Genomic DNA, 12480 nt, shown 5'->3' with positions numbered 1-12480 from the left:
GCGATGGGCCCGCGTGCGACCGTCGACGTCGAGTTCTCCGTCCGCGTCACCGAACCCGGTCGCGCGGCGATCTCGGTCGCCGCGGCGCACGCGGACACCGAAGAGCTCACCGTTTCCTGGCACGGCGAGAGCGAGCTCGCCGAGTTCGAGCACGGCACGCGCGCCGAGGTCTTCGAGCTGCCCACCGGCGAGCACCGCGTCACCTACCACGCCGAACGCGCGCTGATCGACTCCGAACCCGAGCCGCTCACGCTTGCCGAGGCCGCGGTGTTCACCCGGCCCAGCCGGTACTGCCCGTCCGACCGGATCGCCGGGCTGGTCCCGCCGGAGCTCTACTCCCTGAAGAGCGAAAAGAAGAAAGTCGACACCATCGTCCGGCACGTCCACGAGCGACTGTCCTATGTGGTCGGTTCCAGCCGGGGGACCGACGACGCGATCGACACGCTCCTGGCCGGCGAAGGCGTCTGCCGCGACTTCGCGCACGTCTGCATCGCGCTGTGCCGGTCCCTCGACATCCCCGCGCGCTACGTCGGCGTCTACGCGCCCGGGCTGTCGCCGATGGACTTCCACGCCGTCTTCGAGGCCGCCGTCGACGGGCACTGGTACGTCTTCGACGCCACCCACCTGGCGCCGCGGCAGACCATGCTCCGGATCTCGACCGGCCGCGACGCCGCGGACACGGCGTTCCTCGCCACCCTCGGCTGCGAGCTCGACTTCCTGGGCAGCACGGTGTTCGCGACGACGGACACCGCGCTTCCCCAGGACGACCGGACCGAGCTCGTCGTCCTGGACTGACGCCGATCGGATGGTCCGACCGCGTGTTGTATGCGCGAAGAGGCCGTCCGCTGGGTAGACAGTGTCCGTGAAGAGTTCCCCGAAGGCCCCGAGCCTCTGGGCCCGGGCCCGCGCCCGGTACCGCTGGCTGGACCACATCGCCCGCGCGACCAACCGCTACATCGAGTGCGGCGGCTACCACTACGTCGCTTCGATCACCTACTTCAGCCTGCTGTCGCTGGTGCCGCTGCTGATGCTCGCCTCGTCGGTCGCCGGGTTCGTGCTGGCCAGCCAGCCGCACCTGCTCGACACGATGGTCCACGCGATCGTGTCCACGCTGCCCGGCGGGCTCGGCGACAAAGCCACCGACCTGCTCACCGGCTTCGTCGAGCAGCGGACCAGCGTCGGGCTGTTCGGCCTGGCCATCGGCCTCTACTCGGGCTGGAACTGGATGAACGCGCTGCGGGACTCGCTCACCGCGCTATGGGGGCAGAACCGGTCGGACCAGTCGCTGCCGCGGCTGATCGCCGTCGACCTGCTCGCGCTGCTCGGCCTGACCGTGGCGCTGCTGGTGTCGTTCACGATCACGATCTCCGGCACCGCGCTCGGCAGCTACCTGCTGCGGCTGGCCGGGCTGGACGACACCAGCTGGGGGCACCAGCTCGTGTCGGCGTCGTCCGTCCCGTTGGCGCTCGCCGCCGACTGGCTGGTGTTCCTGTGGGTGCTCACGCGGCTGCCGCGGCAGAAGGTGGGCGTGCGCAGCGCGATGCGGGGCGCGATCGCCCTGGCCATCGGCTTCGAGGCGCTCAAGCTGGCCGGCGGCATCTACCTCCGGTTGATCGGCGACTCGCCGACCGGCATCGCGTTCGGCTCGGTCATCGGCCTGATCTTCTTCATCTCGCTGGTGGCGCGACTGCTCGTGTACGTCACGGCGTGGACGGCGACGGGCTCCGACGCGCCGCCGAAGCCGATCCAGCCGCCGGCGCCGGTCGTGTTCGAGCCGGTGATCGTGGTGGACCCGCCGGTCGCGGTGCCGGCCACCGTCGGCGTCGTGACCGGGGTGGTCGGGACGCTGCTCGCGCTCAAGTGGCGACGTTCGCGAGACTGAAGAGCCGGTCGAGCTGGTGGTCGATGAGCACGATGGCCGCCTCGGGTGCGCGCTGGCCCAGGATGATGCTGGTCTGCAGGCCGTCGACGCTCGACAGGAGCAGCTCGGCCTCCGGCAGCAGTTCGAGGTCCGGGGCCACCTCGCCGCGGTCGCGGCCCCACGCCAGCAGGTCCGCGGTCAGCCGTTCCAGCTCGGGCGGCGCCGCGCTGAACGCCGACGCCAGCCCGGGGTCCGAAAGGGACCGGACGAAGTAGGCGAGGTGCACGAGGTAGCGCGTGCGGCGCTCGTCGTCGACCGGCAGCATCCCGACGAGCATGGCCCGCAGCACCTCGCGCGGGGTCGCGTCCTCCGCCGGGCCGATGCCCGCGCGGATGGTCTCCCCGGCGTCCGCGTTGAGGATTTCGAGCGCGCCGAGCAGCAGGTCGTCGCGCGTGCCGAAGTAGTACTGGACCAGCCGCAGCGAGACGCCGGCCTCGGCCGCGACCTTCCGCAGGGACACGTCTTCGAGCCCGCGCGCGCTCGCGATCCGCCAGACGGCTTCGGCGATCTGGCGGCGGCGTTGCTCGTGGTCGGCGAGTCTCGGCATGGTGGGTCGAGCGTATCAACGCGGCTTGGCGGCGCCGACGACCCACATCGAGAAGTACTGCGACCCGCCGCCGTAGGCGTGCCCGACGGCGATGCGCGCGCCGTCGACCTGGTAGTCCCCGGCCCGGCCCATCACCTGCTTCGCCGCTTCGGAGAAGCGAAGCATGCCGGACGCGCCGATCGGGTTGGACGAGAGCACCCCGCCGGACGGGTTCACCGGCAGCCGCCCGCCGATCGCCGTCTCACCGGCCTCGGTGACCTTCCAGCCTTCGCCTTCGGGCGCGAACCCGAGGTTCTCCAGCCACATCGGCTCGAACCAGGAGAACGGCACGTAGATCTCGGCGACGTCCACTTCGGACATCGGATCCTCGATGCCCGCCTCGGCCCACAGCGCGGCGGCGGCGTCCCGGCCGGCTTGGGGGTTGACCTGGTCGCGGCCGGCGAACGTCGTCGGCTCGGTGCGCATCGCCGTCGCGTGGATCCAGGCGGCACCGCCCTCGACGGCGTCCCCGGCGGCCTCGTCGCCGAGCACCATCGCGCACGCGCCGTCGGACGACGGGCACGTCTCGTCGTAGCGGATCGGGTCCCACAGCATCTGCGACGCCTGCACCGACTCGACGGTGATGTCGGCCTGCCGCAGGTGCGCGTAGGGGTTCAGGGCGCCGTTGCGGCGGTCCTTCGCCGCGACGATCGCGCCGATGTGCTCGGGCGCGCCCGAGCGGCGGATGTAGGACCGGACGTGCGGGGCGAAGTAGCCGCCCGCGCCGGCGCCGACCGGCATCTGGAACGGCGGCAGGATCGACAGGCCCCACATCGCGTTCGACTCGGACTGCTTCTCGTAGGCCACGGTCAGGACCCGGCGGTGCACGCCGGACTGGATCAGCGAGGCCGCGACCAGCGCCGTCGAGCCGCCGACCGAACCGGCGGTGTGCACGCGCAGCAACGGTTTCCCGGTCGCGCCCAGCGAGTCGGCGAGGAAGAGCTCGGGCATCATCACGCCCTCGAACAGGTCCGGCGCCTTGCCGAGCACGACGGCGTCGATGTCCGCCCACCCGACCTGGGCGTCGGCCATCGCGCGGTCGATCGCTTCGCGCAGCAGGCCAGGCATCGAGACGTCCTGCCGCTTGGCGCGGTGGTGCGTCTGGCCGGTGCCGAGCACGGCGGTGAGCTGCTTGGTCATCGGGCCTCCAGCACGGTCACCAGGTTCTGTTGCAGGGCCGGGCCGCTCGTCGCGTGGGCCACGGCCTTGCGGGATTCGCCGCTGTGGATCCGGGTCGCCGCCTCGCCGATGCGGGCTAGGCCGGCGGAGAACATCGGATTCGCGGCGAGTGCGCCCCCCGAGGGGTTGATCTTCGTGGTGTCGTCGAGCTTCAGGGCCGTCCGCAGGATCAGCTCCTGGTGCGTGAACGGCGCGTGCAGCTCGGCGAGGTCGGCGCCGTCGAGGTCCAGCGCCTGCGCCGCGATCTCGGTGGACGGGCTGCGGGTGAGGTCGCGGGCGCCGAGGACGGGGGAGTCGACGCGGTGCTCGATGCCCTGGATCACCGCAGGGTGCTCCACGATGTCCTTCGCGCGTTCCACAGTGGACAGGACTATCACGGCGGCGCCGTCGGTGATCGGTGCGATGTCGTGCTTGCGCAACGGATCCGCGAGGTAGGGCGTGTCGAGTAGTTCGCTGACGTCCTGGTCCGTGCCCCGGGCGGCGACCTCGGCGAGGTCCTTTTCGGACCAGAGCCCGGCCTCCAGGCCCAGCCGCGCCTGGATCCCGGCGATCGAGACCGAGTCCGGCCACAGGGGAGTGACGACGTACGGGTCGAGCTGCAGGGCGAGCACCCGGCGCAGCTGCCCGGCGCTGGACTTGCCGAAGCCGTAGACGAGCGCCGTCTCGACCTCGCCCATCTTGATCTTCAGCCAGGCCTCGTAGAGCGCCCAGGCGGCGTCCATCTCGACGTGCGACTCGTGGATCGGCGGGAATGCGCCGATCGCGTCGACGGCGGCGATGAACGAGAAGGCGCGCCCGGCCAGGTAGTCCGACGAGCCGGAGCACCAGAAGCCGATGTCCTGTTTGGACAGACCGGTCTTGGCGAAGACCTCGGCGAAGATCGGGACGAGCATCTCCACGCCGTTGGTGGTGCCCGCGGTTTCCCGGACGTTGGGGGCCTTCGCGAAGCCCGCGATCGCGACGTCTGGCATCAGGACCTCACAGGTGGTGGGCAAAGGTTTCGTAGGCCGCGTCCGGCTCGCCGGTCGGCTCGAAGTGGTCGATGTTCTCCAGCGACGTCCACCACTGGTCGCGCGGTTTCCACGCGGCGCGCACGCGCATGCCCATCTTGACGTCTTCGGCGTCGCAGCCGAGGACGAGGTGGAGGAAGGCGATGTCGGCGCCGTCGAGCAGGATGTACGCGGCGACGTACGGCGGCTTGAGCCGCTGGCCGAGGAACGGGACGTTGACGATGCAGAACGTCGTGACGATGCCGGTGTCGGGCAGCTCGACCTCGTCGGTCGTGGGGACGCCGTCGGTCGGGCAGGCGCCGCGCGGCGGGATGTAGACCTTCTCGCACGCGGGGCAGCGCTGGCCGATCAGCTTTCCCTCGGCGAGCCCGCGCAGGTAGCGGCTCTCCTCGGGGGACGCGGAGTGCTGGTACTTGAGGTGCACGGGCGTGATGATCACGCTGACCGGGGCGCCTTCCGCGCGGTCGGCGACCGGGGGAGCGGGCTCGGTCGGCGTGGTGTCCTCGGCGTCGACCGGCAGGAAGTAGGCGATGTCGCGGATGTGCCCGACGGTGTCCTCGGCCCACTTGACCCGGACCCTTTGTCCACTGTGGATCTTTCCCGGTTCGCCCGCGTCGACGGCGTGGAGCATCGCGGTGTCGGCGCCGTCGAGCTTGACGAGCGCCCAGGCGAAGGGCCGGGACAGCGGCTGCCCGTCGAGCGGCTCGGCGCACCAGGACCAGGAGACGACGGTGCCCTCTTCGGCCACCGGGACGAACTCGCTGAGCTGATCGGCGGTGACGGGGTCGTACTCGACCGGCGGGACGTGCACGCGGCCGTCGCTGCCCCGGATGCCTTCGATGCGGCGCTCCCGCAGCGCGTTCACGAACCGGCCGAGGACGGGCCCGGTGGAGCGCGTGTAGTCGAAGCCGACGTTGAGCGGTGCCGCCAGTGGTGTCTCGGTCACGTCCATGAGTGAAACACGTTCTCGTTCTGGCGGCAAGATCCCGGCATCGCGCGCTCCTTGTTGGTCTGCAACGTGTTCTACAAGGGCTGGGTCAGCGGCCGCGGAACTCCGGCTTCCGCTTCTCCGAGAAGGCCTTCGGCCCTTCCTTCGCGTCCTCCGACGCGAAGACCTCGATCCCGTACTGCGAGTCCAGCTTGAAGGCCTCTTCCTCGTGGAGCCCTTCGGTGTCCCGGATCGTCCGGAGGATCGCCCGGACCGCGACCGGGCCGTTCGCGTTCACCAGCGAAGCCAGCTCCAGGGCCTTCGTGAGCGCGGTTCCGTCCGGCACCACGTGCCCGATCAAGCCGATGGCCAGCGCTTCGTCCGCGCTGAGGTGGCGGCCGGTGAGCAGGATGTCCGCCGCCACCGTGTACGGGATCTGGCGCGGCAGCCGTACCGCCGATCCGCCCATCGGGAACAGCCCCCACCGGGCTTCGGAGACCCCGAAGCGGGCCCCGGCGCCCGCGACCCGGATGTCCGTCCCCTGGAGGATCTCCGTCCCGCCCGCGATCGCCGGCCCCTCGACCGCCGCGATCAGCGGCTTCTTCAGGCGGCGGCCCTTCAGCAGGCCCGGGATGTGCGCCGGGTCGAACTTGCCCGCGTCGAAGGCCTTGCTCGGCGAGTTCCGGGACATCGACTTCAGGTCCGCGCCCGCGCAGAACGCGCCGCCCGCGCCGGTCAGGACGCAGCTGCGGATCGAGTCGTCGGAATCGACGCGGTCCCAGGCGTCGACCATGATCGACATCATCTCGCCGGTGATCGCGTTGCGCGCCTCGGGCCGGTTCATCGTGACGATGAGCGTCGCCCCGTCCTGCGAAACCAGCGCGTGCGGTTCACCCACGGAAACCTCCTGAAGGAGCAGTGCCATTGCCCGGAACGATAACATGTTCTACTTTGAGGACGTGGCACTCAACATCGCGGATCTTCTGGAGCACGCCGTCGACGCCGTGCCGGAGCGCGTCGCGGTCGTGTGCGGTGAACGGCGAGTCACCTTCGCCGAACTGGAGGCGCGGGCCAACCGGCTCGCGCACCACCTCGCCGCGCACGGCGTGGGACGCGGGTCCCACATCGGGGTCTATTCCCGCAACTCGATCGAGGCCCTCGAGGCGATGATCGCCGCGTACAAGCTGCGCGCGATCGCCGTCAACGTCAACTACCGCTACGTGCACGGCGAGCTGGCCTACCTCTTCGGCGACGCCGACCTCGTCGCCCTCGTGCACGAGAGAAGCTACTCGGACAAGGTGGCCGCCGTCCTGCCCGAGACGCCGAAACTGAAACACGTTGTCGTGATCGACGACGGCAGCGACGGCGACTACTCGAGCTACGGCGGCGTCGACTACGAAGCGGCACTCGCGGAACAGAGCCCCGAGCGCGACTTCGAAGAGCGCAGCAACGACGACCTCTACATCCTCTACACCGGCGGCACCACGGGCTACCCGAAGGGCGTGCTCTGGCGCCACGAGGACATCTGGCGTGCCCTCGGCGGCGGGATCAACTTCGTGACCGGCGAGTACGTCCCGGACGAGTGGACGCTCGCCGAGCAGGGCAAGGCCGGGAGCCTGACCCGGCTGCCCGCCGCGCCGCTGATCCACGGCGCCGCGCAGTGGGCCGCGTTCGGCGCGCTGTTCACCGGCAGCCCGGTGGTGTTCGTGCCGCGCTTCGACGCCCACGAGATCTGGAAGGCCGTCCAGGAGCACAAGGTCCAGGTCCTCACGATCGTCGGCGACGCGATGGCGCGGCCGCTGATCGAGGCGTTCCGCGAAGGCGATTACGACGCTTCGTCGATCGTCGCCGTGTCGAGCCACGCCGCGCTGTTCTCGCAGTCGGTGAAGCAGGAGTTCGTCGAGCTCGTGCCGCACGCCGTGATCACCGACGCGATCGGCTCGTCGGAGAGCGGCTTCACCGGGATCGGCATGGTGGCCAAGGGCTCCGACCACAGCGCCGGCCCGCGGGTGAACTTCGGCAAGGACGCCATCCTGCTCGACGACGACGGCCACCTCGTCGAGCAGAAGCCCGGCGCGGTCGGGCTGATCGGCCGCCGCGGGCACGTCCCGCTCGGCTACTACGGCGATCCCGAGAAGAGCAAGACGATCTTCGTCGACATCGACGGCGTCCGGTACGTCGTGCCGGGCGACTACGCCCGCTACGAGGAGGACGGCACGGTCACCCTGCTCGGCCGCGGCTCCCAGTGCGTCAACACCGGCGGCGAGAAGGTCTACCCGGAAGAGGTCGAGGGCGCGCTCAAGTCGCACCCGGACGTCTTCGACGCGCTCGTCATCGGGATCCCGGACGAGCGGACCGGCCAGCGCGTCGCCGCCGTCGTCCAGCTCCGCGAGGGCGCCGAAGCCGACCTCGCGGGGATCGAGCGGCACGTCCGGGGCGAGATCGCCGGCTACAAGGTGCCGCGGACCGTCTGGCTGGCCGACGAGATCGGCCGCTCGCCCAGCGGCAAGCCGGACTACCCGTGGGCCGAGCGCTACGCCGCCGGCCACGAACCGGCCACGGCCCAGCCCGTCTGAGAGGACTGAGGAGGTTTTCGGAGTGCGGACATCCCTGTGCGACCGGCTCGGCATCGACCTGCCGATCATCGGGTTCACGCCCTCGGAACACGTCGCCGCGGCGCTCAGCCGCGCCGGCGGGCTCGGCGTGCTCGGCTGCGTCCGGTTCAACGACGCCGCCGAGCTCGACCGGGTGCTCACCTGGATGGACGAGAACACCGGCGGCAAGCCCTACGGCGTCGACATCGTGATGCCGGCGAAGATCCCCGCCGAGGGCACCCAGGTGGATCTGGCGAAGCACATCCCGGAGGGCCACCGCGCGTTCGTCGACCGGGTGCTGCGGGAGCTTTCGGTGCCGCCGCTGCCGGACGACACCGACGAACGCGCGGGCGTGCTCGGCTGGCTGCACTCGGTCGCGCGGTCCCACGTCGAGGTCGCGCTCAACCACCCGATCAAGCTGATCGCCAACGCCCTCGGCTCGCCGCCGGCGGACGTCATCGGCCAGTGCCACGACCGGGGCGTCCCGGTGGCGGCGCTCGCCGGCAAGGCCGAGCACGCGGTCCGACACGTCGAGAACGGCGTCGACTTCGTGGTCGCGCAGGGTTACGAAGCCGGCGGGCACACCGGCGAGATCGCATCCATGGTGCTGGTGCCGGAGATCGTCGACGCCGTCGACGTCCCGGTGCTGGCCGCGGGCGGGATCGGTTCCGGGCGGCAGATGGCCGCGGCGCTCGCGCTCGGCGCGTCCGGCGTCTGGATGGGCTCGATGTGGCTCGCCACCGAGGAGTACTTGCAGACCATGGGCGAATCCGTGGCGATGCAGCAGGCGCTGGTCGCGGCGAAGTCGTCCGACACGGTCCGGACGCGGATCTACACGGGCAAGCCCGCGCGGCTGCTGAAGACCCGCTGGACCGAGGCGTGGGCCGCGGCGGACGCGCCCGAGCCGTTGCCGATGCCGCTGCAGAACCTGCTGGTTTCCCACGCCCACAACCGGATCCACGCGGCGAACGACCCGAGCGTGGTGTCGATGCCGGTCGGGCAGATCGTCGGCCGGATGAACGCGGTCCGCCCGGTCGCCGACGTCGTCGCGGACCTGGTGGCCGGCTACGAAGAAGCACTGTCCCGTTTGGACAAGACCCGCTGAAAAGCCGTGAAGGCCACCTCCAGGAACTCAAAGTTCCTGAAGGTGGCCTTCACGGACTTGTGACTACAGACCGGAGGCGGCCGCGGCGATCTTCGACGCGAACGTGCTCACCTCGGTGTAGACGCCGGGGGCGTGCGGCCGGGCGCAGCCGTCACCCCAGGAGACGATGCCGACCTGGATCCACGCGTTGGCGTTGTCCCGGCGGAACATCGGGCCGCCCGAGTCGCCCTGGCAGGTGTCGACCCCGCCGGCGGTCAGGTTGCCGGCGCAGATCTCGGCGCTCGGGATGAGGTCGGGGTAGCTGCCGCCCTGGGCCTGGCAGGTGCTGTCGGCCACGAACGGGACGGTCGCCTTGAGCAGGTACCGCTGCTGGGCGCCGCCTTCGCGGGCCGCTCCCCAGCCGGCCACGGTGAACGTGCCGGTGTTGTAGGTCGACGTCGTCGCGATCGGCAGCGTCGAGAGGCCGGTGACCGGGCTCGCGAGCTTGATCAGCGCCCAGTCGCCGCCGGTCGAGGTGCCGTAGGTGGGGGACTGGTAGACGTAGGTCGACTTGATCTTCTTGGCGCTCGTGCTGTTGAGGTCGACGACGCCGACGGTCGCCGTGATCGAGGTGTTCGACCCCGTCCGGCTGACGCAGTGGGCGGCGGTCAGGACGATCTGGTTCGTGTAGAGCGCGCCGCCGCAGCCCATCGACAGCCGGACCATGAACGGGAACTCGCCCTGGGCGGCCCGGGTCCCGCCGACGACGTCGGTGGCCGGCGGCTGGGCCGCGATCGCCGGGGTGGCGAACGACGCGGCCGCGGCGACCGCGGCCACGGCGGTGGTGACGTTTCTGAGCAGGGTGAACCAGCGCTTGGGAGCCAAGGGGATCAGTCCTTCCAGTGTCCACTGTGGAAGCCGAGCTCGAGAGCGGCCCCATGACTACACCAGGTGCTCACATACCCGGACAACCGACTTTCTTCGGATGTTTCGGGCGGTTGGGTGATTTCTCACCGGCGGACCGACGAAGGCCGTAGGCCGATGCGCCCAGTACCAGCGTCGCGGGGCCCGACGGGGGCGCGTACCGCCCCGGAATTCACCGAGCCTTTCCCGGCCGTAAAAACATCGGTTCCGCAGGATTGCGGAGGAATCGCGGCCCGCTCCCGCGAAAACGGCGGCGGGCGCATCCGGGTGATCCTCCGTGGTGCGCACCACAGCGAACCACGGCGCACCGGGAAGCGAATAGGGTCGATTCCGTGCCTGCCCCTTCGCGCCATTACCGCCTGTCCGCCGACGGTCCCGTGCTCGACGGGATTCCCGAGCACGGCCGCGTCCCGCGTTACTACGCGGTCAAGGTCGAACTGCTGGCGGTGATCGCGGAACTCGGCGAAGGGTCGGTGCTGCCCACGGAACGGGAACTGTGCGAGCGTTTCGAGGTGTCGCGGGCGACCGTGCGGCAGGCCGTCGGCGAGCTGGTGCTCGAAGGCAGGCTCAGCCGGCGGCAGGGGAGCGGCACGTTCGTCGCCGGCCCGAAGCTGGTGCAGCCGCTGGCCCTGGTGAGCTACACCGACGGGCTGCGGCGCCAAGGCATCCGGCCGGGCCGCACCGTGATCACGCTGGAGCGGCGCCTGGCCGGCAGCGCGCTGGCCGCCGACCTGCAGGTCACCTCGGCCGCCGAGGTGATCCACATCGAGCGGGTGCTGCTGGCCGACGAGGAGCGCGTCGGCCTGGAGTCGACATATCTCCTCGCCGAGCGGTTCCCGGCACTGCTGGAGGTGTTCGACCCCGGGCAGTCGCTGTACGCGTGCCTGCGCGATCAGCTCGGCGTGGTGTTCGACGGCGCCGAGGAGCGCGTCGAGACGGTGCTGGCGACCCCGCGCGAAGCCCTGCTCATCGGCACCAACCCGGCCCTGCCGATGCTGCTCGTGCACCGCATCTCGTGGGGCCCGGACGGCGCGCCGTTCGAGCGGGTGCGCTCGCTGTACCGCGGCGACCGGCTCAGCTTCATGACCCGCCTCGGCCGCTCCTGAGGCGTCACGTTCTCCGGGACGCCCTCGTTCCTCCCGCACAACCGAACGGGAGGACGTCATGAACATCGCTTTGTGGGTGGGTCAGGTGCTGCTGGCCGCGATCTTCGCCCTGTCGGGCGCGCTGAAGTCGACGATGTCGCGGCAGCGGATGCTGGAAACCGGCCAGACGGGGGCGGCGGCGTGCCCGCTGCCGGTGGTGCGGTTCACCGCGATCTGCGAGCTGTTCGCCGTGGTGGGGCTGATCCTGCCGGTACTGCTGGGCGTCGCGCCGGTGCTGACCGGCTGGGCGGCGGCGGGCCTGGCGGTGGTGATGGTGGGCGCGATGGCGATGCACGGCCGCCTGGCGGTCGTGCGGCACAAGCCGGCGGAATGGCGGAACGTCGGGATCAACGGCCTGATCCTCGCGGTCTGCGTGTTCGTCGCCGTCGGCCGGTTTTGACGGGTCGGGGATGCAACCGGACGGGCTCCTGCTCCGTCTGGCAGGTATGCGCACGACGGTGAAACTGCTGGGAACGGGCCTGCTGCTGCTCGCGACGACGGCCTGCGGGGCCGGTACGAGCGGCGCGGGGGCTCCGGTCGCAAGCAGTACTGCGCCCTCTTCATCACCTTCATCACCCGTGTCCGGTTCGCCCTCGGTCGCGCCCCCGCCTTCGCAGACGGTCGGGCGCCCGACGCAGGGCATCGCCCCGGGCGACGACGTGATCGCCGAGACGCAGGTCGACGCGAGTGGCGTGCCCGAGGGATACCCGCGCAGCCTGTTCCGCGCCACGGACGGCCGAACCTTGACCTTGCAGGCCGAGGAGGGCGGTTGCCGCCGCATTTCGGCCCGCGTCGGCGACCAGACGGCGCAGTCGGTGGTGGTGCTGGTGACCGTGACGGCGCCGCAGAAGGGCCAGATGTGCCCGGACTACATCAGGGAGATCCGCATCCCGCTGGCGCTGGCGGCGCCGCTCGGGAGCCGGACGGTGGTGCTCCGCCAGGGCTGACGGCGGTATCGAGGACGCTGGGAGGGCCGCCCCGGGATGCCCGGGGTCGCCCTCCCAGACCACGTCCGGACGGTCGGGGGCGCGGGCCACCCAGTCCGGGGGCGAAAGCACCACCCGGGCGAGTTAGGCGCCGCGGAGAATGAAGTTGGTGGCCCTCCTACC

General features: G+C 70.9%; 13 protein-coding genes. 7 read left to right on the top strand and 6 right to left on the bottom strand.

The window, feature by feature from the left end:
* Positions 1-3: 3 nt before the first annotated feature.
* A complete protein-coding gene (locus tag AB0N03_RS41900) occupies positions 4-795 on the top strand; it encodes a transglutaminase family protein (protein ID WP_364384731.1) in 792 nt (263 codons plus the stop codon).
* Positions 796-862: 67 nt separating this feature from the next.
* Positions 863-1882 carry a YhjD/YihY/BrkB family envelope integrity protein gene (locus AB0N03_RS41895; RefSeq protein ID WP_364384729.1) on the top strand — a complete coding sequence of 340 codons (1020 nt, stop codon included), beginning with the start codon at positions 863-865 and terminating at the stop codon, positions 1880-1882.
* On the opposite strand, the gene AB0N03_RS41890 is transcribed toward AB0N03_RS41895, so the two are convergent.
* From AB0N03_RS41890 to AB0N03_RS41870, 5 genes are all read right to left on the bottom strand, one after another.
* Positions 1857-2468 carry a TetR/AcrR family transcriptional regulator gene (locus AB0N03_RS41890; protein ID WP_364384726.1) on the bottom strand — a complete coding sequence of 204 codons (612 nt, stop codon included), beginning with the start codon at positions 2466-2468 and terminating at the stop codon, positions 1857-1859. The two genes, AB0N03_RS41895 and AB0N03_RS41890, sit on opposite strands and share 26 nt — an antisense overlap.
* Before the next feature lie 15 nt (positions 2469-2483).
* The gene (locus tag AB0N03_RS41885; RefSeq protein ID WP_364384724.1) at positions 2484-3647 is read right to left on the bottom strand and encodes a thiolase domain-containing protein; all 1164 of its coding nucleotides are present in this window, start codon (positions 3645-3647) and stop codon (positions 2484-2486) included.
* Positions 3644-4657 (bottom strand): thiolase domain-containing protein, encoded by a 1014-nt coding sequence (locus tag AB0N03_RS41880; RefSeq protein ID WP_364384721.1) that lies wholly within the window; start codon positions 4655-4657, stop codon positions 3644-3646. Before AB0N03_RS41880 ends, AB0N03_RS41885 begins: the two co-directional genes overlap by 4 nt.
* Positions 4658-4664: 7 nt before the next feature.
* Positions 4665-5648, bottom strand: coding sequence for an OB-fold domain-containing protein (locus AB0N03_RS41875; RefSeq protein ID WP_364384718.1), 984 nt, complete (start codon positions 5646-5648; stop codon positions 4665-4667).
* 85 nt (positions 5649-5733) lie between these two features.
* Positions 5734-6522: a crotonase/enoyl-CoA hydratase family protein gene (locus AB0N03_RS41870; protein WP_364384715.1), complete on the bottom strand. Its 789-nt coding sequence runs from the start codon at positions 6520-6522 to the stop codon at positions 5734-5736.
* 61 nt (positions 6523-6583) lie between these two features.
* On the opposite strand from AB0N03_RS41870, the gene AB0N03_RS41865 reads away from it, so the two are divergent.
* Together AB0N03_RS41865 and AB0N03_RS41860 are read left to right on the top strand one after the other, a co-directional pair.
* On the top strand, positions 6584-8200 hold the full coding sequence (locus tag AB0N03_RS41865) for an acyl-CoA synthetase (RefSeq protein WP_364384713.1): 1617 nt from the start codon (positions 6584-6586) through the stop codon (positions 8198-8200).
* Between the two features lie 22 nt (positions 8201-8222).
* The gene (locus tag AB0N03_RS41860; protein ID WP_364384710.1) at positions 8223-9323 is read left to right on the top strand and encodes a nitronate monooxygenase family protein; all 1101 of its coding nucleotides are present in this window, start codon (positions 8223-8225) and stop codon (positions 9321-9323) included.
* A gap of 63 nt (positions 9324-9386) precedes the next feature.
* Here the strand turns inward: AB0N03_RS41860 and AB0N03_RS41855 are convergent, their stop codons facing one another.
* Entirely contained in the window at positions 9387-10187 is an 801-nt protein-coding gene (locus tag AB0N03_RS41855) for a serine protease (protein WP_364384708.1), read from the bottom strand.
* A gap of 371 nt (positions 10188-10558) precedes the next feature.
* Here AB0N03_RS41855 and AB0N03_RS41850 point away from each other — a divergent pair, with 371 nt between their 5' ends.
* The 3 genes from AB0N03_RS41850 (at position 10559) to AB0N03_RS41840 (ending at position 12318) form a co-directional block, all read left to right on the top strand.
* Positions 10559-11332: a GntR family transcriptional regulator gene (locus tag AB0N03_RS41850; protein WP_364384705.1), complete on the top strand. Its 774-nt coding sequence runs from the start codon at positions 10559-10561 to the stop codon at positions 11330-11332.
* A 58-nt stretch (positions 11333-11390) separates the two neighbouring features.
* Positions 11391-11771 (top strand): DoxX family protein, encoded by a 381-nt coding sequence (locus AB0N03_RS41845; RefSeq protein WP_364384703.1) that lies wholly within the window; start codon positions 11391-11393, stop codon positions 11769-11771.
* 178 nt (positions 11772-11949) lie between these two features.
* Entirely contained in the window at positions 11950-12318 is a 369-nt protein-coding gene (locus AB0N03_RS41840) for a hypothetical protein (protein ID WP_364384700.1), read from the top strand.
* Positions 12319-12480: the final 162 nt, after the last annotated feature.

Origin of the sequence: Amycolatopsis sp. NPDC051061 (assembly GCF_040682935.1) — a bacterium.
GTDB lineage: Bacteria > Actinomycetota > Actinomycetes > Mycobacteriales > Pseudonocardiaceae > Amycolatopsis.
Note: the sequence above shows the minus strand (reverse complement) of the source record. Positions and strands in the feature narration are given on the sequence as shown.